General features: G+C 68.7%; 23 protein-coding genes. 12 read left to right on the top strand and 11 right to left on the bottom strand.

Going from position 1 to position 23,744, the window contains the following annotated elements; genetic code table 11:
* Positions 1-6 precede the first annotated feature (6 nt).
* Positions 7-2,292 carry a transglycosylase domain-containing protein gene (locus V5F77_RS15395; RefSeq protein WP_429006238.1) on the bottom strand — a complete coding sequence of 762 codons (2,286 nt, stop codon included), beginning with the start codon at positions 2,290-2,292 and terminating at the stop codon, positions 7-9.
* 173 nt (positions 2,293-2,465) lie between these two features.
* On the opposite strand from V5F77_RS15395, the gene V5F77_RS15390 reads away from it, so the two are divergent.
* Both V5F77_RS15390 and V5F77_RS15385 read left to right on the top strand, forming a co-directional pair.
* Entirely contained in the window at positions 2,466-3,026 is a 561-nt protein-coding gene (locus tag V5F77_RS15390; protein WP_429006237.1) for a YcgN family cysteine cluster protein, read from the top strand.
* Positions 3,027-3,156: 130 nt separating this feature from the next.
* On the top strand, positions 3,157-4,407 hold the full coding sequence (locus V5F77_RS15385; protein ID WP_429006236.1) for an Hsp70 family protein: 1,251 nt from the start codon (positions 3,157-3,159) through the stop codon (positions 4,405-4,407).
* 36 nt (positions 4,408-4,443) lie between these two features.
* Here the strand turns inward: V5F77_RS15385 and V5F77_RS15380 are convergent, their stop codons facing one another.
* The 7 genes from V5F77_RS15380 to V5F77_RS15350 all read right to left on the bottom strand — a co-directional run bounded on the left by V5F77_RS15380 (position 4,444) and on the right by V5F77_RS15350 (position 12,154).
* Positions 4,444-4,683 (bottom strand): hypothetical protein, encoded by a 240-nt coding sequence (locus tag V5F77_RS15380; protein ID WP_429006235.1) that lies wholly within the window; start codon positions 4,681-4,683, stop codon positions 4,444-4,446.
* 132 nt (positions 4,684-4,815) lie between these two features.
* Complete coding sequence (locus tag V5F77_RS15375) at positions 4,816-6,585, bottom strand: BatD family protein (protein ID WP_429006234.1); 1,770 nt, start codon at positions 6,583-6,585, stop codon at positions 4,816-4,818.
* Positions 6,586-6,597: 12 nt separating this feature from the next.
* Positions 6,598-8,640: a VWA domain-containing protein gene (locus tag V5F77_RS15370; protein ID WP_429006233.1), complete on the bottom strand. Its 2,043-nt coding sequence runs from the start codon at positions 8,638-8,640 to the stop codon at positions 6,598-6,600.
* Positions 8,637-9,662 (bottom strand): vWA domain-containing protein, encoded by a 1,026-nt coding sequence (locus tag V5F77_RS15365; RefSeq protein WP_429006232.1) that lies wholly within the window; start codon positions 9,660-9,662, stop codon positions 8,637-8,639. The genes V5F77_RS15370 and V5F77_RS15365 overlap by 4 nt, the downstream gene beginning before the upstream one ends.
* Positions 9,659-10,189, bottom strand: coding sequence for a DUF4381 domain-containing protein (locus tag V5F77_RS15360; RefSeq protein ID WP_429006231.1), 531 nt, complete (start codon positions 10,187-10,189; stop codon positions 9,659-9,661). The genes V5F77_RS15365 and V5F77_RS15360 overlap by 4 nt, the downstream gene beginning before the upstream one ends.
* The gene (locus tag V5F77_RS15355) at positions 10,186-11,154 is read right to left on the bottom strand and encodes a DUF58 domain-containing protein (protein WP_429006230.1); all 969 of its coding nucleotides are present in this window, start codon (positions 11,152-11,154) and stop codon (positions 10,186-10,188) included. Before V5F77_RS15355 ends, V5F77_RS15360 begins: the two co-directional genes overlap by 4 nt.
* 16 nt (positions 11,155-11,170) lie before the next feature.
* Positions 11,171-12,154 carry an AAA family ATPase gene (locus V5F77_RS15350; RefSeq protein ID WP_429006283.1) on the bottom strand — a complete coding sequence of 328 codons (984 nt, stop codon included), beginning with the start codon at positions 12,152-12,154 and terminating at the stop codon, positions 11,171-11,173.
* A 270-nt stretch (positions 12,155-12,424) separates the two neighbouring features.
* Here V5F77_RS15350 and V5F77_RS15345 point away from each other — a divergent pair, with 270 nt between their 5' ends.
* The 3 genes from V5F77_RS15345 to V5F77_RS15335 all read left to right on the top strand — a co-directional run bounded on the left by V5F77_RS15345 (position 12,425) and on the right by V5F77_RS15335 (position 14,400).
* Positions 12,425-13,174, top strand: a complete 750-nt coding sequence (locus V5F77_RS15345; protein ID WP_429006229.1) for a hypothetical protein — start codon at positions 12,425-12,427, stop codon at positions 13,172-13,174.
* 104 nt (positions 13,175-13,278) lie between these two features.
* A complete protein-coding gene (locus V5F77_RS15340) occupies positions 13,279-13,707 on the top strand; it encodes a Rieske (2Fe-2S) protein (RefSeq protein WP_429006228.1) in 429 nt (142 codons plus the stop codon).
* Between the two features lie 153 nt (positions 13,708-13,860).
* A complete protein-coding gene (locus tag V5F77_RS15335) occupies positions 13,861-14,400 on the top strand; it encodes a hypothetical protein (protein WP_429006227.1) in 540 nt (179 codons plus the stop codon).
* A 38-nt stretch (positions 14,401-14,438) separates the two neighbouring features.
* On the opposite strand, the gene V5F77_RS15330 is transcribed toward V5F77_RS15335, so the two are convergent.
* The gene (locus V5F77_RS15330) at positions 14,439-15,155 is read right to left on the bottom strand and encodes an MgtC/SapB family protein (RefSeq protein WP_429006226.1); all 717 of its coding nucleotides are present in this window, start codon (positions 15,153-15,155) and stop codon (positions 14,439-14,441) included.
* A gap of 126 nt (positions 15,156-15,281) precedes the next feature.
* Positions 15,282-16,502, bottom strand: a complete 1,221-nt coding sequence (gene zigA, locus V5F77_RS15325) for a zinc metallochaperone GTPase ZigA (protein WP_429006225.1) — start codon at positions 16,500-16,502, stop codon at positions 15,282-15,284.
* Positions 16,503-16,797: 295 nt separating this feature from the next.
* On the opposite strand from zigA, the gene V5F77_RS15320 reads away from it, so the two are divergent.
* Positions 16,798-17,361: a hypothetical protein gene (locus V5F77_RS15320; RefSeq protein WP_429006224.1), complete on the top strand. Its 564-nt coding sequence runs from the start codon at positions 16,798-16,800 to the stop codon at positions 17,359-17,361.
* A gap of 43 nt (positions 17,362-17,404) precedes the next feature.
* Positions 17,405-18,634: a DNA-packaging protein gene (locus tag V5F77_RS15315; RefSeq protein ID WP_429006282.1), complete on the top strand. Its 1,230-nt coding sequence runs from the start codon at positions 17,405-17,407 to the stop codon at positions 18,632-18,634.
* Positions 18,635-18,839: 205 nt separating this feature from the next.
* Here the strand turns inward: V5F77_RS15315 and V5F77_RS15310 are convergent, their stop codons facing one another.
* On the bottom strand, positions 18,840-19,442 hold the full coding sequence (locus V5F77_RS15310; protein ID WP_429006223.1) for a hypothetical protein: 603 nt from the start codon (positions 19,440-19,442) through the stop codon (positions 18,840-18,842).
* 141 nt (positions 19,443-19,583) lie between these two features.
* On the opposite strand from V5F77_RS15310, the gene V5F77_RS15305 reads away from it, so the two are divergent.
* The 5 genes from V5F77_RS15305 to V5F77_RS15285 all read left to right on the top strand — a co-directional run bounded on the left by V5F77_RS15305 (position 19,584) and on the right by V5F77_RS15285 (position 23,424).
* Positions 19,584-20,783 (top strand): phage portal protein, encoded by a 1,200-nt coding sequence (locus V5F77_RS15305; RefSeq protein WP_429006222.1) that lies wholly within the window; start codon positions 19,584-19,586, stop codon positions 20,781-20,783.
* Between the two features lie 2 nt (positions 20,784-20,785).
* Positions 20,786-20,971 (top strand): hypothetical protein, encoded by a 186-nt coding sequence (locus V5F77_RS15300; protein WP_429006221.1) that lies wholly within the window; start codon positions 20,786-20,788, stop codon positions 20,969-20,971.
* Between the two features lie 481 nt (positions 20,972-21,452).
* Entirely contained in the window at positions 21,453-21,647 is a 195-nt protein-coding gene (locus tag V5F77_RS15295; RefSeq protein ID WP_429006220.1) for a hypothetical protein, read from the top strand.
* Between the two features lie 2 nt (positions 21,648-21,649).
* Positions 21,650-22,150, top strand: a complete 501-nt coding sequence (locus tag V5F77_RS15290; protein WP_429006219.1) for an HK97 family phage prohead protease — start codon at positions 21,650-21,652, stop codon at positions 22,148-22,150.
* A 26-nt stretch (positions 22,151-22,176) separates the two neighbouring features.
* Entirely contained in the window at positions 22,177-23,424 is a 1,248-nt protein-coding gene (locus tag V5F77_RS15285; RefSeq protein WP_429006218.1) for a phage major capsid protein, read from the top strand.
* Positions 23,425-23,744: the final 320 nt, after the last annotated feature.

Genomic DNA, 23,744 nt, shown 5'->3' with positions numbered 1-23,744 from the left:
CTCCGATCAATTGGTACGCGTCGGGGGCGGGTTCGCACCCTGGGTCGTGCCGGACACAGGCCCACCCATGGCCGTCGGGCCGGGCAGCGGCGGCAAGGGCGGAGCGGTGCGCAACAATTGCTCCAGGCGGATCAGCCGGTCTGCCGCGCGCGGCGAGAGGGTGACCGGACGCTGGATCGAATCCAGCTCCGGCACCTCGATGGGTGAGGGCTTGTCCTCCAGCTTTGGAGCCGGCTGGTCGCCGACACCAGGGATGAACTTGCGCTCCACGCCCTGGTGGGCATAGGCCATCACCTTCTGCCACGTCATCGCGGGCAAGGTGCCGCCGGTCATCTTGTTCATCGAAGTATAGTCGTCGTTGCCGAACCAGACGCCGCCGACATAATTGCCGGTGAAACCCATGAACCACGCGTCGCGATAGGCATTGGTGGTGCCAGTCTTTCCCGCCACCTTGATGTTCTCCAGGCGCGCCCGCCGGCCGGTGCCGTTTTCCACCACGTTGTTGAGCATGGGGTTGATCATGTCGATGATGTTCGGCGGAATGATCTCCACCGGCTTTGGCGCGTCGCGGTCGAAGCGCCACACCACTTCGCCGTTGGCAACCCGCATCTCCACCGCCGCATGGGGATAGACGCTCTTGCCGCCGTTCGCGAACACGCTGTAGGCGCTCACCATGTCCACCACCGTCACCTCCACGGCGCCGAGCGGCAGCGGCGCGGAGAGGATGAGGTTGGAAGTAATGCCCATTTTGTGGGCGAGGTCGATGATCTTTTGGCGACCGAACCGTTCGGCGAGACGCACCGCGACCGTGTTCAGCGAATGCTGGAGCGCGGTCTGTAGCGTGATCGAGCCCATGTAGGAGCGGCCGTAATTCTGGGGGCACCAATTGCCGAGGCAGATCGGCGCATCCAGCACGATGGTTGAGGGCTTGTAGCCGTTCATCAGCGCGACGGTATAGACGAACGGCTTGAAGGAAGAACCTGGCTGGCGCAGGGCGTCGGTCGCGCGGTTGAACTGGCTCTCGCCGTAGTCACGCCCGCCCACCATGGTGCGCAAGGTGCCGTTGGGCTCCATGATCACCATGGCGCCCTGGCCAACCTTGTAATCCTTGCCATATTGCCGCAACGCCTGGTCCAGCGCGGCTTCCGCCACCTTCTGGATGTTAGGGTCGAGCCCGGTGCGCACGACGAAATTGCGCTCGGTGACGCTCTTGGGCAGAGCGTCCACCAGTTTGCGCACCTCGGCGAAGGCATAATCGAGATAATAGTCCGGCACCGCCATGTCGCTGCGGTCCACCGGGGTCGCCGGATTACGGCGGGCGCCGAACACCTGTCCCTCGGTCATGAAGCCGGCATCGACCAGATTGTCGAGCACGGTCGAGGCACGTGCGCGCGCCGCCGGCAGGTTCACGTGCGGGGCATATTTGCTTGGCGCCTTGAACAGGCCGGCGAGCATGGCGGCCTCGGCGAGATTGACCTCTCGCACCGACTTGCCGAAATAATATTGCGCTGCCGCGTCCACCCCATAGGCGCCGCCGCCGAGATAGGCGCGGTCGAGGTAGAGCTTGAAGATCTGGCTCTTGGTGAGCCGGCTCTCCAGCCACAGGGCGAGGAACGCCTCCTTGATCTTGCGCTCGATGGTCCGCTCGTTGGAGAGGAACAGGTTCTTGGCGAGCTGCTGGGTCAGCGAGGAGCCGCCCTGGCGCACGCCGCCGGCCTTGGCATTGGTCACAATCGCGCGAAACGTGCCGGCGATGTCGATGCCGAAATGCTCGTAGAAGCGCCGGTCCTCGGTGGCGAGGACGGCCTTGAGGAGATAGTCGGGAAAATCCGCCAGCGGCACGGTATCGTTCTGGCGCACCCCGCGCTCGCCCAGCACGTTGCCGTAGCGGTCGAGGAAGGTGACGGCCAGCTCGGTGCGCTTCAGCCAGTCGTCGGAGGTCTCGTGAAACGCCGGCAGCGCCAGGGCCAGGATCACGACCGCGCCGGCAACGCCAAGCGTGAAGCCTTCCGAGGCCATGCCCACGAGGAAGCGTGGCACCCCCGCCAGGGAGAAATGCTCCATGAAGGCGGAATAGGACGTCGCCGCCCGCCGCACGAACGCGCCCAGCCGAAACAGGGTGCTGTCGATGCGCGCGTCGATATCCAGCAGCGCGTTGCGCAGCCGGGTCCTGAAGGAGGGTTTGGAACCTTCGTTCACCGCTCGTTGCTTCTCATCGTCGGTGGCGGGAGGCGCGCCGCGCCCCGCGCGCTCCTCACCAAACATCGTCTTGGCCGAAGACGGCCCTGCCATTCTGCTCCCGCACCCGCGTGTCAAAAACACGACGAACTGTGGGCAACATTGTCTATACCCCGACCCGCGGGCAGGGGCGAGCGCTGCGTGAGAGAGCGCAAGCAGACGTGAGGACGGGGTAAATTTTCATCCGCGCGGTTCAAGGCTGCCGGCGCTTCGTGATAAGGAAGGCGATGCCTCCACCGCTTCCGCCCGATCTCGCGCTTGTCCCGCCCGCCGCGCCGGCGGAACAGAGCGATGCCCCATTCTGGCAGACCACCCCGCTCGCCCGGATGACCGCCGTGGAGTGGGAAAGCCTGTGCGACGGCTGCGGGCGCTGCTGCCTGGTGAAGCTGGAGGACGAGGACAGCGGCGAGATCGCCTATACCGACGTGATCTGCCGCTTGTTCGAAACCCACTCCTGCCGTTGCTCCGACTATCCCAACCGGCAGGAGCATGTGAGCGACTGCGTGCGCCTGACGCCGGAGGCGGTGGCGGAACTCTCCTGGCTGCCGCCCACCTGCGCCTATCGCCTGCTGGACGAGGGCAAGACCTTGCCCTGGTGGCACCCGCTCGTCTCGGGCTCCGCCGAGACCGTGCACGACGCCGGGATTTCGGTGCGGGGCAAAGTGGCCGGGGGCGAACAGATGTTCGGCCTGTTCGAGCTGGTGGACCATCTGGTGTCCTGGCCGCTGCGCTGGCCGAAAGGCTCGCGGGGCGCGCGCAAGCCAAGCGCCGGAATGCGGACACGATAGGCTGAGCCTTCGCCACTGTGTCCCGTTTTGCGCGGCGGGGGCTTGATATTGCCGCGCCGAAGCGGTACCGAGCGCGCCCTTCTGCACGATGTTGCAGCGCACGCTCTGCGCTCCGTTTCGGGAACCCACCATGGCGGCCTGCGGCCTCGATTTCGGCACATCCAACACCACGCTCGGCCTCAACGGTCCCTCTGGGCCGGAACTGGCTCCGGTCGAGGGCGACGCGGTGACGGTGCCGAGCGCCATCTTCTATCCTCGCAGCGGCCCGCCGGTGATCGGCCGTGCCGCCATGGCGGCTTATGTCAGCGGCGAGCAGGGCCGGCTCATGCGGGCGCTGAAGTCGGTGCTCGGCAGCGCCCTGGTCGAGGAGACCACCGCGGTGGGCCGCGCCCGCGTCACCTTCCGGCAGGTGATCGGCGCCTATATCGCGGAGGTGAAGCGGCGCGGGGAAGCCAAGGCCGGCACATACCTGGACCAGGTGGTGCTCGGCCGGCCGGTGCATTTCGTCGATGGCGACGCGGCGGGCGACGCGCGGGCGCAGGATGTGCTCGGCGCGGTGGCGCGGGAGATCGGCTTTTCCGACATCTCCTTCCAATTCGAGCCGATCGCCGCCGCGCTCGATTACGAGCGGCAGGTGAACGGCGAGGAACTCGCCCTGATCGCCGACATCGGCGGCGGTACCTCGGATTTCTCCATCGTGCGCATCGGCCCCGACCGGCGCGCGAAGCCGGACCGCGCCGACGACATCCTCGCCAATGACGGCGTGCGCATCGGCGGCACGGATTTCGACCGCGCGCTCAGCCTCGGCATGGTGATGCCGCTGCTGGGCCACGGCAGCCCCATGAAGCGCAAGGGCCTCTCAGCCCCGGCGAGCCTGTTTCAGGATCTGGCCACCTGGTCCTCCATCAATCGCCTGTATGATCCGCGCGTGCATCGCTCGATCCGCGAGATGGAACGCGAATCCGCGCGGCCCGAGCTGATCCGCCGCCTCGCCCATGTGGTGAGCGAGGAGCGCGGCCATACGCTGGCCATGGCGGCCGAGGCGGCGAAGATCGCGGTTTCGGAAGACGGCCAAACCGCCATCGATCTCGCGTGGCTGGAACCGGCGCTGGAAGTGGGGATCGTCCACGACGACCTCGTCACCCACACCGACAGCCTCTCGACCCGGATTGCCCGCCGCATCACAAATTGCCTCACGCAGGCAGGGGTGAAGGCGGACGACATCGACGCCTTGTTCCTCACCGGAGGTTCGACGCGGCTCGCCCATGTGCGCACCGCCATCGTCGCGATGGCGCCGCAGGCGCGGATGGTGGCCGGCGACACCTTCGGCTCGGTGGGAACCGGCCTCGCAGTGGAAGCCCGGCGGCGTTACGGCCGCTAGCTCGCGCCCTTATGCGCAAGCGCCATCGGCTGCCGATCAGCGCGCCGGGGCGTCCGCCTCAGCGTCCACCCGGGTGCGCTGTGGGCGTGGGCTCTCCTCGATCGCCTGCTTCAATGCGCAATGCCCCGTGGTCGCGCGCCACATGAGCGCGCCCGCACCCGCCACCGCCAGCACACCGATGACGCCGCCGCGCTTGATGCCCCACGAGGCGATGAAGGTGCTCGCAAGTCCCGAGGCCCAGCGCTCGAACTCACTCAGATTGCGCGTGTCCTGCATGTCTCGATCTCCCAGTGAGACGCCGATGCGGCGCCTCGGGATCAAGCGCGTGCCGCCGTGCTTGGTTCCGGGAGTGGAGCTGGCGCAGGAGCAGGAACGGCTACGCGCGAGCCAATGCGAGCGTATAAGCCTCTAGGGATAGAGCGGGGCGAGCCGGCTGCGGGCGCGTGTCCCCCCGGTGCGCTTGCCGGACGCGCATTCACCCGCCAGGGCAGACAGCAAGGCCGCGCCGTTCCATCGCCCGCGCGCGCCGCTGTAGAGATGGCGCTGCAGGTCTTCGGAGGCCTTGGCCATCGCGGCGGTGTGGAAGGTTTCGCTTGATCCTGTGGTGCCATCCCGCGTGCGCATCCAGGCGAGCAGCGCGGCATGGGCCGCTGCCGCGTCTTCCGCCTTGCAGGCGGCACGCAACGCCTGCAAGGCCTCCTCGGCGCCCGCACCACCCCGATTGCGGCGCCTCGGCGCGGCGGCGCCGGCTTTGCGGCCTCGGCTGCCGCGCACGAGGCGCGCCGTTACGGCGATCACCAGCAGGGCGGCGGCAAAGGCGCCGGCGGCGCGCAGGGAGAGCAGGTCGCCGATCCATTGCGGCAAGGAGAGTGTCGTGGCGGGGGGCTCGGGCGCCGGTGTCGATGCCACCACGGGGGCGGGTTGAACTGCCACCGGCTGCGGGGCCGGCACGAGCGCCTGCCCGGACGCTGGGGCGACAGTGAAGGTTTCTGGCGGAAGATGCGCCGTCTCGGATTTGCGGGTGTCGGGATTCCACCAGCCGATTTCGATTCCCGGCAAGGTCACCGTGCCGGCGCGCGTGGGCACCACCGAAACGGTCTTCGTGAGCACCGCGCCAGCCTTGCCGTTGAGCGTCGCCTGATCTGAGCGGCTCGATTCCTCGTATTGGCGCACCCCGTCGGCGTCCGGGACGGGCAGGGGCGGCAATTGGTTGGGGGTCGCCCCGACCGCTTCCAGGGTCAAAGTGCGGGTCAAGGTTTCCCCGACCTTGGCCTGAGCCAGAGGGGGATTCCAGGTGCTCGACAGGGTTACGCTTTGTGCCGGCAGGAACCAGCCCGTCACGTCGGCGGGCCGGGCCTTCACCTCGATCTGTACCGGGTCGGAGCGGACCGTTACCGTGCGCCCGATATTGGGATCCACGCCGGATGGTATCGTCGCACCCGGGCGGCCGAGCAGACGCGCCGTCTCCGAGGGGAGGGCGCCCCCCATGAAGCTCGGAAACTGGGCCTCCAGCGTCACCGGGCCGATTTCGATGCTGCCGCTGCGCTGAGGGCGCATGATGTAGCCCTGCTCGATCACCCGGTAGCGCTGGCGACCGATGACCTTGCTGAACATGCGCTGGTCGCCGACCTTGGTGAAGGTGGCGCCGACCGCCTCGGGCGGCGTGAGGGCGCCGCCGAGCAACGGGCCATTGGTGTAGATTCGCACCGCCACCAGCATCTCGCCCTGGACATAGGGGGCTGGCCCGAGGGGCTCCACCTGGACAAACAAGGGTCGCGCCTCCGTGTTGACGGTGGTGGCGGGATCGACCTGAAGGCGGATCGGTGCCGTGCTCTGGCCGGCGAGACCAAGGGCGGGCACGCTGATGGTCCCCGACCGCTTTGGCGCGAGCACCAGCACCCATTCGTTGATCTGGGTCCGGCGCCCGTTGACCAGTTCCAGCCGGCTGCGCCGGTTGCGGTCGAGAATGTCGAAGTCGCGGGCAAGCGGGGAGAGGTCCGGCGGCTGGGCACCGTCACCCCCCACGAGGGTGATCACCAGTTCGAAACTCTCCCCTACCGACAGCTGAGTCCGGTCGACGCTGGACGTCGGGCCGGCGGCAAACGCGGGGGCGAGTGCGCACGCCAGCACCGCCAGCACGAGGGCCAGCGCACGCAAGGGGCGGAGGGAAAGGCGCACGGATCGCATGTTTCAGTTCTGCTGCGGATCGACGACGCCCGCGCCGCCATAATGGCTGCGGATGCGGGCGCGCAGAAGGCCGGTCGGATCATCGGGCACGAGGCGCAGGGTCTGCTCGCGATTCTGATCTTCCTCGGTCAGGGGCTTGGGCGCACCCGGCTGCGGCTGGGGCGGCGCGGGAGCCGGCGGTTCGGGTGGTTTTTGGTCCGGCGGCGGATTCGGCTTCGGCGGTTCCTGCTTCTGGGGTTCCGGTTTGGGCGGCTCCTGCTTGGGTGGCTCGGACTTAGGGGGCTCGGGCTTCGGCGGTTCCGGCTTCTGCGGCTGCGGCGGCTTCTTGGGGTCCTGGCCGGGCGGCGGCTGGTCGTTCTTCTTGTCGTCGCCGGGCTTCTGCGGCTGGTCCTTATCCTTATCCTTGTCCTTGTCGTCCTTCCCCTGGTCGCCGGGCTTCTGGGACGGGTCGTTCGGCTTCTGGTCGTTGCCGGATTTCTGATCCTGCTTCTGCTGGTCTTTTTTCTGCTGATCCAGCAGCTTCTGCACGATGTCGCGGTTGTACAGCGCATCGGAGCGAACCGGGTCGTCCTGGCCGGGATGGACGGCCAGCGCGGCGTCATAGGCCTTGATCGCCTCTTCCAGCTTCCCGGCGCGGGCGAGCGCATTGCCGCGATTGAAATCGCTGTCGGGCAATTGGGCGTAGGCGGCGGCCGCCTGCTCGAACGCGCCGGATTTGTAGAGCGCGCCCGCCTGCCATTTCGGATCGTCGAAGCTGCGGGCGGCGGTGCCGTAATCCGCGCGCTCGAACGCCTTCGCTCCCTGCTGATCGGGGGTCTGCCACAGGTCGGTCCAGGTGCGCGAGCCCGACGCGGGTGCATCGGAGGCTGACAGATTGGAGGTTGGCATGTTGGCGGCTGGCCCACTGGGCGTGTTTACGCCTTGGGCCGGCGGAACCGGATCTGCAAAGCTTTGGGCGGTCGCGTCACGCGGGGCCACGCCACCGCTGAGCGCCGCCAGCAGCACCACCACGATCCAGCCACGCCGAAACGCCAGCGGCGCGAGGGCCAATATGCCAATCAGCAGCCAGGGGCCGAGGTCAAGCCATTGGTCGGCCGTCAGGCCGCTGTCCTGCAGCGGCGTGTCGACCCGCCCGGCGGAGGAGGAGCTCTTGGCCAGCACCGCATTGAGGTCGCCGTCTCCCACCGTCATGGTGGAGAAACTGCCGCGTCCGGCTGCGGCCACCTCGCGCAGCCCCGCTTCGTCCAGGCGGGTGGTGAGCACATCGCCGTTGCGCGCCCGCAGCACGCCCCCGTCAAAGGACAACAACGGGCTGCCAGCCGCCGTGCCGACACCGATGGTCGAAACCCGATAGCCCGTTTGCGCCGCCGCCTTTGCGGCGCTGATCGTCGCGGCGGGATCGTTGCCCGGCCCGTCCGCGATCAGCACGATGCGCCCGGTCGTCGCGCCGGCATCGCGCAGCAGCTCGGCGGCGCGGCGCAAGGCGAGGTCGGGGCGGTCGTCGAGCACCGGCATGAGGTCGGTGGCGAGTTCCGGCAGCATCTGGGCGATGATCCGGGCATCTTCCGTCAGCGGCGCCGCGACGAACGGGGCATCGGCATAGATCACCAGCCCCACTTGTCCGCCGCGCTGGCGCGCGAGAATGTCGTCCACCTTATGGCGGGCGGCGCCGATCCGCGAGGGGCTCGCATCTGTGGCGTTCATGGATTGGGCGAGGCTGAGCACGATCACGGTCGGATCGAGCCGGTCGAGCGCCGGGGTGGGCAGCTTTTCCCAAGTCGGGCCGGCCATGGCGAACGCCGCCAAGACCCAGCCGATGAGCAGCATCGCCACCGGCCAGCGGCGTCCGCGCCCGGTCTCCCGCAGCGCCAGATGGCGCAGCAGATGGGCATCGACGAGGTTGCGCCACGCGTCCGCACCGACGCCCGCGCGACGCCAGACCAGAACGGCGATCAATACGGCCGGTACCAGCGCCCAAAGCCAGTCCGGCCTCAGGAAGTGGAAGCCGGCTGGCAGCAGGACGGTGAGAAAGGCGGGCGCGGTCATGGGCTCACTTCCGCGCGCGACGTATCCGCCGCCGCGCGCCGCCGCGCCGGCAAAAGCGCCCCGGCCACGAGGCTGAAGGCCAAGATCAGGCTCAAGGCCAAGGCGAAGCCCAGCGGCCAATGAAACAGGGACACCGTGGGGGCAAGATAGAGCGGCTCGCCCGCCACTGGCTCGATCTGGTTGATGTCGCGATAGATCGCCGCCAGCCCGGCGCTGTCGCGGGCGCGATAATAGCGCCCGCCGGTGAGCGTCGCGATCTGCGCCAGCGCTGCTTCATCGAGATCGGCGGAGGGGTTTACGATCTGCTGGCCAATGGCGAGGCTGTCGGCGCCGACGCCTATGGCATAGATTTTCACGTGCTCCTGGCGTGCCAGCTCGGCGGCGTGGATCGGGTCCAGCACCCCGGAATTGTTGGCGCCGTCGGTCAGCAGCACCAGCACGCGCTTGTCTTCCGGCCGGTCCTGCAAGGTCTTCACGGCAAGGCCGATGGCATCGCCGATGGCGGTTTCCTGCCCGGTCATGCCGATGGTGGCCTGCGCGAGCAGGTCGCGCGTGACGTTGCGATCGAAGGTCAACGGGGTCTGGATATAGGCGCGGCTGGAGAACAGGATCAGCCCCACGCGATCGCCGGTGCGGCGGGCGATGAAGTCGTCCGCGACCGCCTTCACCACCGACAGGCGGTCCGTGGGCAGGCCGTCTTTTGTGAGGTCCTGCCGCGCCATGGAACCGGAGAGGTCCACCGCCATCATCAGGTCCCGGCCTTCCACCGGGATCGGTACCGGCGTGCCGACATAAGTCGGCCGCATAGCTGCGAGCACCAGGGCCAGCCAGATCAGGGTCAGCAGGGCGAGCTTGAGGCCGCGTCCCAAGCGTGCGCCAGAGCCAGCACCGGGCGCGATTTCGGCGAAAAACGGGACCCGCAGCGCGCCGGCGCGGCTGCGCCGGGCGGGCGGCAGGGCATAGCGCACCAGCAGGGGGAGGGGGAGGAGCGCGGCCGCCCAGAGCCATTCGAACTGGATCATGCGTTGCTCCGGACCCAGCGTCGGAGCGCCGCCACTAGGGTCGCGCGCGGCACGCCGTCGCCGCCGGGGGCATGGGCAGGCAAATACGGCGCCGACGCCACGAAGGCCGCGATATCGGGGGCTAGGCCCGCCTTGCCCTGGCCCAGCGCGAGCTCCCAGTTCGGGCCCGTGAGCGCGGCGGCGGCGGGATCGTTCGCGCGGGTCACCAGGATCCGGCGAAACAGCATGGCCGCCGCGGCGGCGACCGCGCGGGCGTCGGGATGGCGCGCGGTGTCGCGGGCGATCGCTTTCAGTTCCTGGTCGACGCGATAGGCCAGCGTCTGGCGGCGGCGCCATTCCAGCAAAGCGGCGAGCAAGGCGAGCAGCAGCAGGAGGCCGGCGAGCATCCACCAGCCGGGAGCCAGCGGCCAGAACGAGACCGGCATCGGCAGGTGAATGTCGCGCAATCCTGCCAGCGGATCCTCGGCCGGCGCGCCGGGCAAGCTCGGCGGTGGTTCGGGAAGGGAGAAGGCCTGCGCCAGCTTCATGCGACCGCCCGCTTCGTGCGAGCGCCGCGCAGCCGCTCGGGATGCAGCCGTTCCGCCGGGTCCTCGCCGGTCTGGAGCGTCACGAACCCCATGCCGCGCTGGCGCGCCACCTCTTCCACCGCCGCGCGGCGGGCCGCGAACCTTTGCGCATGGGCCGTGCGCGCGGTGGCATCGCCGGCATCGATCAGGCGCACCGCGGCTCCGTCGCTGACGGGATAGGCACCGGCAGCTGGAAGCGCCTCTTCCAGTCGGTCATAGACGAACACGTTGGTCACCTGCGCCTGCAGGCCAAGGCGGCTCAGCTCGCGTGCCGCGCGGGCGTCGAAATCCTGGAAGTCGCTGATGATGAACACCAGCGTGCCGGTGCGCGCGGTGCGGCGAAGGCGGGCGAGGGCTTCGGCGAGGGCGGGTTCCTGCCCCGCCGCCGGTCCGGTGGGGGCGGCGTCAAACCCCTCCCGCGTGCCGTCGGCCATGGCCTTGATGAAGCCAAGCACGCGCGCGCGGCTGCGCTGCGGACTGTGGGAATGGATCGCGCGGGGCGTCATCACCAGCCCGCCCACGCGGTCGCCGGCATCGGTGGAGATCCAGGCCAGCACCGCCGCCGCTCGCGCCGCCTGCACCGACTTGAACGCGGCGCGGGTGCCGAACCGCATGAAACTGCGGCAATCCAGCAGGATCAGGACCGGACGTTCGCGCTCCTCCTGAAACAATTTGGTGTGGGTCCGACCGGTGCGCGCGGTCACCCGCCAATCGATGGTGCGGATGTCGTCGCCTGCCTGGTAAAGACGGACCTCGTCGAATTCCATGCCGCGCCCGCGAAACGTCGAGCGATATCCGCCGGACTGCTGGCTGCGCACCTTGCCGCGCGGCGCGAATGCGGCCTTGCCGGCCTCCGGCCGCGCCGCGATCAGCTCGTCGAGGCTTGCAATCAGCCCGTAGGCGGCATTAGCGGGAGCATCGCGCATGGTGTCCTCGCGCGGCTCAGCTCACCGGCACGCGGGCGATGAGCGTGTCGAGGAAGTCATCCGCGCTCATCCCATCGGCCTGAGCCTCGAAGGTCAGGAGGATGCGGTGCCGCAGCGCGGACTTGGCGATCGCCTGCACATCTTCCGGCACCACATAGTCGCGTCCCCGCAGCCAGGCGAAGGCGCGCGCGCAGCGGTCGAGGGCGATGGTGCCGCGCGGGCTGGCGCCGAACGCGATGACCCCGGCAAGATCCTTACCGTAACGCTGCGGCGCGCGGGTGGCGAATACGAATTGCAGTAGATATTCCTCCACCGCCTCCGACATGTAGGTGCCGAGGGCGTCGCGGCGCGCGGCGAAGATGGCGCCCTGGCTCACCTTCTCGCCGACGTCGATCACCTCGCCCTGCGCCTCGCCGCGCACCAGCCGCAAAATCTGCCGTTCGGCGGAGAGGTCGGGATAATCCAGCTTCACATGCAGCAGGAAGCGGTCGAGCTGCGCCTCGGGCAGGGGATAGGTGCCTTCCTGCTCGATGGGGTTCTGCGTCGCCATGACCAGGAACAGCTTCGGCAGCACATAGGTCTTGCCGCCCACCGTCACCTGCCGCTCGCCCATCGCCTCCAGCAGCGCCGCCTGGACCTTGGCCGGGGCGCGGTTGATCTCGTCGGCCAGGATGAAATTGTGGAACACCGGGCCGGGCTGGAAACGGAAGCTGCCATCCTCTGGCCGGTAGATGTCGGTGCCCGTGAGGTCGGAGGGCAAAAGGTCCGGCGTGAACTGGATGCGCTGGTCGTCGCAGTCGATCGCCCTTGCCAAGGCCTTGATGGCCTTGGTCTTGGCAAGGCCCGGCGCGCCTTCCACCAGAAGGTGACCGTCCGCCAGCACCGCCACCAACAGAAGCTCCACGAACGCGGGCTGGCCGAGAATGCAGGTGTTCATGTAGGCGCCGAGGCGCTCGAACAGCAGGTGAAGGTCGTCGGGAGCGGCCGCCGTGGGGGTCATATGGGCGTGGGCGGCGTCGCGGGTCGGGTTCATCAAGGCTCAATCCGGTCGGGGTTTTGGACTCTATAGCCAGTGCCGCGCCGCACCGCACCGTCGCGCGCATGATTTTTATGTAATGTGAGGCGCATCGCGGCCTCGTGATGGCCGTCGGCGCATGAACCGCCGCTCCGTACCGCTGCCGATTGTCGCGGCACACCCCTTGCATCGACCCCCTTCGAGCCCCGGGAAATGGCGCAAAGGCGCCATCAGTGTCGAGCGTGGAGGACCGTCATGACCGACATGGTCGAACTGCAGAAGCGCAAGCAGCCGATCAATCTGGCGGTCGTGCATGTGGATCCCGACGCTTTTGTCGCAAGCTTCATGGGCTGGCTGGAGATCACCGCCTTCATTACCGCCCAGCGTTCCGGCGCCGCCGAGGTGCCCGCCGACGGGATCACGCCGAAGCTGCCGCCGGAGGCGCTCAAAAATCCCGGCGTCCAGAATGTCGGGAATGATGCGCTGTTCGCCTTCTGCATGACCGCGGCCCTGAAAGGCGACATCGCGGCCGTGGACAAGGTCGAAGCCGCCTTGAAGGACAGCATGGGCAACGACTTCCCCGGATCGCTCGCGGTCAATTATTTCCGCGCGCACAATGAAAACCCCATCTTGCTGGAAGATTTTGTTGGGCAAGCCGGGCGCAAATGGCTGGAAGGCGACAGGCCGCCGCCGCCCATGCGGGCGCGGGAGGACTGGAATACCGGCCTGCGCTTCTTCGAGAAGGCGCGGCAGTCGAATTTCATCCAGGAAGTGCTGTACCCGCTGGCGAAATGGACGCGCAGCCGCTGGGGCGTGATCGCCGAGAAGGAAGCGGCCTTCCTGCACCATATCGAGGACAATCTGCCGGTGCTGCGCGAGGCTCTGGAGGAGCCGCGCAACGATCAGGCCTTCATCGCCAATTTGCTTCTGAAGGCCGCGCCCGCGGTCGATATGGAATTGACCGAGGAATACCAAGGGTTTCTGCGCTCGCTGGCCCGCCGCTAGGCGTGGGCGCGACAATCGCAGGCGGCAGATGTCGTGCGCCGGGGCCGCACAATGTCCGCTTTCCCACACTCCGACGACCCGCAGCGCTTGGAAAGGCATGGTCCATGAACGAGCTTTTCGCCATCTGCTCCACCTATGAGATCGATGACGGCGGCGCGCGCGGCTTCGTGCTTGCGCGGCTGGACGAGAACGGCGCCAGCAAGGCCTGGCCGATCCTCGTCACCCGCAAGTCCAACACTTTCTTCGGGTTTGAGAATGCCTGTCCGCACCAGGGATCGCGGCTCGATACCATTCCCGGCGAATTCCTCGACGAGGATGGCAACTTCCTCACCTGCGGCAAGCACCGCGCGCAGTTCGACCTCGATACCGGGCATTGCTTCATCGGCCCCTGCCAGGGCAAGGCGCTGAAGCCGGTTGAGCTCGTGATCGACGATGGCGACGTGTGCCTGGTCGGCATCGAGCTGGCCGAGGAGGACGGGCTCGACATCGAGGATCCCGACACGTTTCCCGAGGTGATGATTACCAGCGACTAAGGCGCCCTGCGGCGCCCTGTTCCGACCTTACCTTGCGCCCCGCGACCGGCGCGTTTTCTCCCGACGTCGCGGGTCGCCCCGGCACTGATCCGCCGATGCGAACGACGGCCACGCCTCGACGAGCCCCGTCGATCACACCGAAGGACGACCCCTATGACCGCCGTTTCCGATACGCCTTTTGCCAAGCTCGACAGCGAGGGGCGGCTGTTGAAGCCGATCCTGAGTGCCGATACCCATGTCGCAGGCCGGTTCGGCTATCGCGGCGATATCTCCTTCGATGGGCCGGAGACGGTGATCAAGGAAGTGTTCGCGGTGTCCGAGAGCGGCAAGCCGGCGATTGGATTTCTGGCTGGGTCGATCCGGGAATATGCCAGCCTGCCCAAGCTGATGGAGACCTTCGGCTCCGCCTTCGATGCGGACGGAAAGTATTTCATCTATATCGCCGATCTCCCCCAGGGCAATCGCTTCCACATCTCGTTCGGGGATGTGAAAATCTTCGCCATCTATATCGACGAGACCAGCGTTTATAACGAGCTGATCGACACCTTCTATGTCGACAAAATAAAGCTCAAGAAGTTCGATACATCCGCCAAGCTGGATGCGCTGGCCGACGTGGGATTGAAGTATAATTCGCTCTCGGATTACAAGGAAATGTCGTTCGAGGACGGGCTGAAGGTCAAGAACGCAGCCTAAGCCAGAGTTAAAGGTTCCCGGCGCCGCGTGCGCCGGGTTCAATCCTGCGTGCTGCTGCTCCACGTGGCATGCAGGACGCCGGGCACCGCCTCAAGCTCTGCGATCACGGCATCGATTTCGGTTGCGTCCACCGCTGTACTCACCAGCGTGGCGAGGATCTCCACCTTGTCGTTGCTGCGCTCGGTCACCTCCACATCGCCGACCGGATATTGGGCCGCTTCCAGGCGCTCCACCAGCAGGTCGCGCACATCGTCCAGGGCGGCATTGGTGGTGATGAGGAGCACTTCGTAGGTCTGTTCCGCGCTCTTGTCGTTGATGGGAATGCGGTTGATGAGATTGACCACCGGCCGCAGCAAGGTATTGCCAGCCAATACGAAAACCGTCAGCAGGGCGGCTTCCGCGAGCATGTCGGTGCCGGCGCACGCGCCCACCGCGGCCGAGCACCACAAGGTGGCGGCGGTGTTGAGGCCGCGCACGTTCATGCCTTCCTTCATGATCACGCCGGCGCCCAAAAAGCCAATGCCCGAGACCACATAGGAAATCACCCGCACCGCCTCGGCGGTTCCGGCGATCCTTTGGGCCAGATCGACGAAGGCGGCGGCGCCGATGGCGACCAGAACGTTGGTGCGCAGGCCGGCGGTGCGCTGGCGATACTGGCGTTCCGCGCCGATCAGCAGGCCGAAGACGAACGCCGCGGAAAAGCTGATGAACGTGTCGAAAAACTGCCAGAAATCGAATGTTTCGACGAACTTCATGATCGTGCGGCCCCAGGACGCGTGAACGCGCCCCGGCTTAGCACTCCCGACCCGGACCATGCCACCGTCGCAGGTAAAAAATGGGGGGCGGCGGGCACGCCACATCGCCGCGCCCGCCGGTCCCGCTCAGGCGGCGGCGCGGCCCCATTTGGGGAAGGGGTCGGGCAGGGTCTTGAGCTTGGCGAAGTCCAGCGCCTTGGGATCGGTCGGGCCGACCAGGCACGCGTCCAGGGCGGCGCGGATGGCGGCTTCGTCCAGCCCCATGCCGATGAACACCAGCTCCTGCCGCCGGTCGCCATAGCCGGGCGCCCAATGGCGCTTCAGCTCGGTTCTCCATTCGGGATCGCTCGGCCAGCGCTCCTTGGGCACGGCGGCCCACCAAAAGCCCATGGCCTCGGTGCGGCAGATGGCGCCGGCAAGGCTCATGTCGCCGACGAAGGCGTCGCGGGTGGCGAGCCAGAACAGGCCCTTGGCGCGGATCAGGCCGGGCCACACGGTCTTCAGGAAGTCGGAAAATTTCTGCGGATGGAACGGCCGGCGGGCGCGATAGACGAAGCTTGCGACGCCATATTCCTCGGTTTCCGGCTGATGATCGGCAAAGCCATAGAGTTCGCGATACCACAGCGGGTGTTCGTGGGCGGTCTCGAAGTCGAAGCGGCCGGTGCCCATGACTTCGCCCAGCGGCACGTCGGCGAAATCGGTCTCGATCAGCTTGGCCTTGGGATTCAGGCCCTTGATGACGGCGCGGGCGGCGGCGATCTGGTCCGCCGGCGTCGCCGAGATCTTGTTGAGCACGATGGTGTCGGCGAACTCGATCTGGTCCACCAGCAGGTCGACCAGGGTGCGGGCATCGTCTTCGCCGGCCACCTCGCCGCGATCGCGCAGGAAATCGTTGGAGCCGTAATCCTTCAGCAGATTGGCGGCATCCACCACGGTCACCATGGTGTCGAGCCGGGCGAGGTCGGACAAAGAGAAGCCCTCCTCGTCGCGGAATTCGAAGGTGGCGGCCACCGGCAAGGGCTCGGCGATGCCGGTGCTCTCGATCACCAAAGCGTCATAGCGCCCGTCGGCGGCGAGGCGCTTCACCTCGGCCAGCAGGTCGCCGCGCAGGGTGCAGCAGATGCAGCCATTGGTCATTTCCACCAGGGTTTCGTCGGTGCGCGAGAGATTGGCGCCGCCCTGGCGCACCAGTTCGGCATCGATGTTCACTTCCGACATGTCGTTGACGATCACCGCCACCCGCCGGCCCTCGCGATTGGCAAGGATGTGATTGAGCAAGGTGGTCTTTCCGGCGCCGAGAAAGCCGGACAGCACGGTGACGGGAAGGCGCGCATCGGTCGCGGTCATGGCCGCTCCTTGTTAAGAGATATAATGTATCAATTACATGCCACGAAGCCTGGCCGGCTGCAAGGTGGGGCGGGGGCAGGACTGTGTGTTAGGAAATTAGTCCTTGACAGCGGTGCGCTGTAGGACTAAGATCAGTTCATGTTCGAGAGTTGCGCCTGACGGCCGGCACGGCCTTTCGGCTTCAGGGGGTCTTAAGGCCCCAAGCCCGGCCTAGCCCAAAAGCCCCGCCCCAAACCCCCGGCGCCGCCGGGCGGGCGCGACGGACATTTGATTTTCTCTTCAGCGCGAGATCCCCATGCCCCGCATCCCGCCCCCCACGGCGGGTCTGGCGCGCGCCCTCTATGAGGCCGGCACGCCGATCCGCCAGATTGCCGCCGAAACCGGCCTGTGCCTCTCCGCCGTCTATTTCTGGGCCGACCGCATCGTCGAGAAAGACGGCACGGTGCATCGCGCCCCGGCCCCGCGCCGCTATCTTTCCCACCCCACCCGCTCGCCCAACCAGACCCGCCGCCGGGCGATGCTGGCGCGCCTGTGGCATGCCGCCGAACGGCAGATGGATGAGATCGACGCCCGCGTCGAGGCGCTGGATGCGGCGCAGACGCCCGCCCCGCCGGGGGCCGCCCGCGACAGCGAGAAGGATGCCAAGGCGCTCGCCGTTCTGGCGCGGGTGGTGCGCGAACTCGGCACCCTGGAAAATATCGATACGGCGGCGGCCAAGGCCGGCGGGCAAAAGGGCGGCTCGGCCGCGCAGCAGGAGGAGGGCGCGCGTGGAAGAGACCTCGACACGTTCCGCCGCGAGCTTGCGCGCCGCATTGATCGCCTGCGCCCGGGCGGGAACGGCGACGCGCCTGCTGGCTGAACTCGATGAAGCAGAGGCGCGCCTGTTGCTCGCCGATTGGGAAATGTGGGCGCGGCCCGATCAATTGCCCCCCGCTGCCGCACAGGGCGGCGGCCCCTGGGCCAGCTGGCTGGTGCTGGGCGGGCGCGGCGCCGGCAAGACCCGCGCCGGGGCGGAATGGGTGCGCGGCCTCGCGCTCGGCCGCCCGCCCTTTGCCGCGCGCCCCGTGGGCCGCATCGCCCTTGTGGCGGAAACCATGGCGGATGTGCGCGAGGTGATGGTGGAGGGGGTCTCCGGCCTTCTCTGCGTCCATGCCGATGGCGAGCGGCCGATCTGGGAGCCCACCCGGCGCCGGCTCGTCTGGAGCAATGGCGCGGTGGCCCAGGGCTTTTCCGCCGAGGATCCCGAAAGCCTGCGCGGCCCGCAATTCGAGGCCGCCTGGCTGGACGAGCTGGCCAAGTGGCGGCGGGCGGATGCCACCTTCGACATGCTGCAATTCGGCCTGCGGCTGGGCGAGCGGCCGCGCCAGATGATCACCACCACGCCGCGCCCCTCCGCGCTGCTGCGGCGTCTGCTGGCGGACCCTTCAACCGCCATCAGCCGCGCCCGCACGGCGCAGAACGCGCTGCATCTCGCCCCCGGCTTTCTCGATGCGGTGCTGGCCCGCTATGGCGGCACGCGCCTCGGCCGGCAGGAATTGGACGGCGAACTGATCGAGGACCGGCCCGACGCCCTCTGGTCGCGCCCGGTCTTGGAGGCGGCTCGGGAGGAAGAGGCGCCGCCTTTGGCGCGCATCGTCGTGGGCGTGGATCCGCCGGCCTCCTCGCGCGCCGGGGCGGATGCCTGCGGCCTGGTCTGCGCCGGGATCGATGCCGCCGGCATCGTCCATGTACTGGCGGACGCGAGCGAGAGCGGCCTGCGTCCGGCGCTGTGGGCGGCCCGCGCGGTGGCGCTGTTCCGCCGCTTCGAGGCGGACCGGATCGTCGCCGAGGTGAACCAGGGCGGCGAGATGGTGAGTGCGGTTCTGGCCGAGGTGGACCCTTCCGTTCCGGTGGAGCAGGTGCGGGCCACGCGCGGAAAATTCCTGCGCGCCGAGCCGGTCGCCGCGCTCTACGAGCAGGGCCGCGTGCGCCACGCCGGGGCGTTTTCGGCGCTGGAGGACGAGATGTGCGATTTTTCCCTGGACGGCCTCTCCAACGGCCGTTCGCCGGACCGGCTGGATGCGCTGGTGTGGGCGGTCACGGCTCTGGCCCTGGTACAAAAGCGCCCGCCGCCCCGGGTGCGGGGATTGTAGCGGGGGTGTTGTGGGGTGTTGTGGGGCGTTTGCCCCCTCACCCCAGCCCTCTCCCCGGCGGGGAGAGGGGGAGGACGGTGTTTGCGGGGAGGCTATTCTTTAAGACCCCTCTTTCCCCCAACGCCCACGGTCCCCCTCTCCCCGCCGGGGAGAGGGTCGGGGTGAGGGGGAAAGAGCGCGCGGCGCTGTGTGAGGCGCGCGCGACCTAAGCCAGCCGGTCCGGCCGGTCCGGCCGGTCCCGGTTCGGCCTGCCGGTGAAGGGCGGCGCCTCGGGATCGAAGCGAGACCAGCCCTCGCGGCGGTAGGCGTCGGCGCGGGCGGCGGGGTCGATGGCCGGCGGAGCGCTCAAGATGGTGCGGGCGGCGTCAAGCCGCAGATTGTCCACTTTCGCCACCACCAAAGTGCCGCCGCGCCGCACGCCCTCGGCGCACAGATGGGCGTCGGTTTCGGAAACACCGCCATCCATCAGCGCGCCGATGATGCCGCCCGCCGCGCCGCCGACCGCCGCACCGGCCAGCGCGCCGGCCGCCGTTGACATGAGCCAGCCGCCCGCCAGCACCGGCCCGATGCCGGGAATGGCGATCATGCCCAGTCCCGCAAGAAGTCCACCGGCGCCGCCGAGCCCCGCGCCGATGCCCGCGCCCGCGCCGGCGTCGTGCAACACGGCGCTGGCATGCTCCTCGTCCTCGCCCGGCGGCCGGGTCACGATCGAGATGTCCGCGCGGGGAATGCCCGCGAGTTCCAGCGCGCGGGCCGCCGCCGCGGCAGCGTCCGGACTGTCGAAGAGGGCGGTCACCGTGGTGCTCATCGCGCTGTGCTCCTGCCTGCCAAAGGGTCGCGCGCCACATGCCCCGGTTCCATCGCGCCGGGCAAGCGCGCCTCGCCTCTCAACGCCCTTTCGGCCGCAGCGTTCCGCGCCGGCCGTCCCGCCCTGTTCAAGGAGCCGTTCATGCTCGCATCGCTTTTTTCCCCCTTCCGTCCGCGTTCCGCCCAGGCAAAAGCAGGCCCCGCCGAGGCAAAAGCGAGCCGCACCGCCGCCCTGGTGGCGGTGTTCAGCCAGGGGCGGGCGCGCTGGACGCCGCGCGACTATGGCTCGCTGGCGCGCGAGGGGTTCGCGCGCAATGCCATCGCCTATCGTGCCGTGCGCATGGTGAGCGAGGCCGCCGCCAGCGTGCCGCTGCTGCTGATGGACGGCGCGCGCGAACTCGATCGCCATCCCCTGCTGGATCTCATCGCCCGCCCCAATCCGCGCCTTCAGGGAACCGACCTGATGGAGGCGCTGTGCGGCCATCTGCTGGTGGCGGGCAATGCCTATCTGGAAGCCGTGGCGGTGGACGGGGCGGTGCGCGAGCTGCACGTGCTGCGCCCGGATCGCATGCGCGTGGTGCCCGGCCCGGAAGGCTGGCCCGAGGCCTACGACTACACGCTCGACGGGCGCACGCTGCGCATTCCCCAGGACGGTGGGGAAACCGGCGTGCCGCCGATCCTGCATCTGACCTTCTTCAATCCGCTGGACGATCATTATGGGTTCGCCCCGCTGGAGGCGGCGGCGCAGGCGGTCGATCTGCACAACGCCTCGGGCGCCTGGAACAAGGCGCTGTTGGACAATGCCGCGCGCCCCTCCGGCGCGCTGATCTATGGCGGGGCGGGATCGCTCACCGACGAGCAGTTCGAGCGGCTGAAGGGCGAATTGGAGGCGAGCTTCCAGGGCGCGGCCAATGCCGGGCGTCCGCTGCTGCTGGAAGGCGGGCTCGATTGGAAGCCGCTCGCCATGAGCCCCAAGGACATGGATTTCGAGGCCGCCCGCAACGGCGCCGCGCGCGACATCGCCTTGGCGCTCGGCGTGCCGCCCATGCTGCTGGGCATTCCCGGCGACAATACCTATGCCAATTATGCCGAGGCCCATCGCGCCTTGTGGCGGCTGACCGTGCTGCCGCTGGTCAAGCGCCTGGCCGCCGCGCTCTCCGCCTGGCTGGCGCCGGCCCATGGCGCGGGCCTTGTCCTCACGCCCGATCTCGACCAGGTGGAGGCGCTCTCCTCCGAACGCTCGGACCTGTGGGCGCGGGTGGGGGCGGCGGATTTCCTCACCGATGCCGAGAAGCGCGCCGCCGTGGGCTACGGCATCCGCGCGCCCGGGGCCGAGGCTTAGCGATGGATGCGCTGATCCGCATTTTCGCCGAGCGGGGCGATCTTGCCCATCTCGCCTTGCTGGCCTGGGCGGCGAGCGCCTCGGCGGTGGCGTTCCGCGCGCTGGCCGCCCACGCCAAGGCAACCGAGCGGCTCGACGCCTTCGTGCGCGAACTCGCCCGCTTCAACGCCCGGCACGGGGGCGAATGAGAGCGCTCCGTGTCCCGGCCCAGCGACGGCATGGCCGGAGCGCGAGCCGGGACCCAGCGCTAAATTCCTGCGCAGCAGCCGAACGCGCCGCGCGCATTTAGGATCGAAGCGCCTGCGGCGGCTTTTTGCGCTGGGTCCCGGCTCGCGCTCCACGCCTGTGGCGTTGCACTTGGCCGGGATGCCGGAGCGTTCGAGCGACGCGTGCGCCACGCCGAAGCCGCCGGCGATGCGGTTGTCCCGTTGCCCCTCGCCTCGTGTCCCGGCCCAGCGACGGCATCGCCGGAGCGCCGAGCCGGGACCCAGCGCAATATTCCTGCGCAGCAGCCGAACGCGCCGCGCGCATTTGGATTGAAGCGCCTGCGGCGGCTTTTTGCGCTGGGTCCCGGCTCGCGCTCCCCGCCTGCGGCGTTCCGCTTGGCTGGGACGCGGGCGTTCGATCACCGCACCGCGCCTTCCCTTCATCCCCAACCGGAGATCTTCCATGCGTGCTCCCGCCCGCAAGGCGGCGGCGCCGCGCATCCGCGCGTTCGGCCCCGCCTTTCATCGCTCAAGTCCCGCCCCCGCAGCCCCCATCCCCGCGCCCGGCGGGGTGTTCCGCGATTTCGTCGCGACGCTGGAGAAGCTGGAGCGCACCAAGCGCCGCAAGCCGCGCGGCGCCGATCCGAAGGGCGCCTAGGAATGGCGTGCCTCGCGCTTTCCCCACCCGGCACCGCGCAAGCGGGAACCGACATCGCCGGCTATGCCTGTCGCTTCGAGGTGATCGACCTCGGCCGCGACATCATCGAGCGCGGCGCCTTCGCCGCCGGTCTCGCCCTGCGCGGGCCGGGGGCGGTACGCATGCTCTACCAGCACGACCCCGCTGCGCCCATCGGCGTGTGGACCCACATCGTCGAGGATGCGCGCGGGCTCTATGTGCGCGGCCGCCTCGCCGGCGATGTGGAGCGGGCGCGCGAGGTGGCGAGCCTGATCCGCCTCGGCGCGCTCGACGGCCTGTCCATCGGCTTCAAGGCCGCCGCCGCCCGCACCGATCCGCGCACCCGCGTGCGCCGCATCTCCCGCATCGATTTGTGGGAGATTTCCATCGTCACCTTCCCCATGCAGCCCGACGCCCGCGTGATCGCGGCGCCCGGCCCCGACGCCATGCGCGCCCGCCCGATCGCCGGACGGCTGCCCGCCTGACTTTCCCTCTCCCCATAGGACACGCCATGACCCATTCCCTGAGCGCTCCCGAGACCAAGGTGACCACCCCCGAGGCCACCGACTCCCATTACGACCTGATGGTGGCCTTCGAGACCTATAAGGCCGCCAACGAGCAGCGCCTCGGCGAGATCGAGCGGCGCGCCGCCGATCCGCTGACGCAGGAGAAGCTGGCGCGGATCGACGCCGCCCTCGACAGCCAGAAGGCGCGCCTCGACGCCCATGTCACCAAGAGCCGCCGTCCCGCCCTCGGCGGCGCCCCGGAGCAGCGCTCGGGCGCGGCGCGGGAGCATGGCGATGCCTTTTCGAGCTATGTCCGCACCGGCGAAAGCGGTGGCCTGAAGGCGCTGGAGGGCAAGGCGCTCTCGGTCGGCAGCGGCGCCGACGGCGGCTATCTGGTGCCGGCGGAAACCGAGACCGAGATCGGCCGTCGCCTCGCCCAGCTCTCGCCGATCCGCGCGCTCGCCAGCGTGCGCACCATCGGTGCGGGCACCTATAAGAAGCCGTTCATGAAGACCGGGCCGGCCAGCGGCTGGGCCGCCGAGACCGCCGCCCGTCCGCAGACCGACAGCCCGGTGCTGGCGGAACTCGCCTTTCCCGCCATGGAGCTTTACGCCATGCCGGCGGCCACCCAGGCGCTGCTGGACGATGCCCAGATGAATCTGGAGGAGTGGATCGCCGCCGAGGTGGACAGCGCCTTCGCCGACCAGGAGGGGGCGGCCTTCGTCAACGGCGACGGCATCGCCAAGCCGAAGGGTTTCCTCGCCTATGCCAAGGTCGCCGAGAGCGCCTGGAGCTGGGACAAGGTGGGCTATGTGGCGACCGGCGTTTCCGGCGCGTTTCCGGCCACCAACCCGTCCGATCCGTTGGTGGACCTGGTCTATGCGCTGAAGGGCGGCTATCGGCAGAATGCCGGCTTCGTCCTGAACCGGCGCACCCAGGCGGCGGTGCGCAAGCTGAAGGACGAGGGCGGCGCTTATCTCTGGGCCCCGCCCGCCGTGGCGGGGCAGAGCGCGAGCCTCCTGGGCTTCCCGGTGACGGAGAGCGAGGACATGCCGGACATCGCCGCCGATGCCTTCGCCATCGCCTACGGCGATTTCCGCCGCTTCTATCTGGTGGTCGACCGGGCCGGCGTGCGGGTGCTGCGCGATCCTTATTCCGCCAAGCCCTACGTGCTGTTCTACACCACCAAGCGGGTGGGCGGCGGCATCCAGGATTTCGACGCGGCGAAGCTGCTGAAATTCGGTGTGAGCTGAGGGGGCGGGGAGAGGGCGGCTTGCGGTTTCTTTGCCGCCCCCTCACCCAACCCTCTCCCCGTCGGGGAGAGGGGGCCGGCCGGTTCTGGAGGGGAGAGGGGGCCGGCAGATTCTGGTGGGGAAAACCATCTGAGAACCGCCCTCCGCCGCCAGCGCCAATGTTCCCCCTCTCCCCGCCGGGGAGAGGGTCGGGGTGAGGGGGGAGACCGGCGCATTCGACTGCTGCGCAGGAGTTTTTGCGCTGGGTCCCGGCTCTGCGCTCCGGCTTTGCCGTCGCTGGTCCGGGACGCGAAGCTCGGAGGTGGCGCGGCGCCCAGGGC

The sequence above is a fragment of the Roseixanthobacter psychrophilus genome (assembly GCF_043195195.1).
Taxonomy (GTDB): Bacteria; Pseudomonadota; Alphaproteobacteria; order Rhizobiales; family Xanthobacteraceae; genus NCEH01.
The sequence above is the reverse complement of the archived record's forward strand: the minus strand, read 5'-3'. Positions and strand labels throughout refer to the sequence as shown.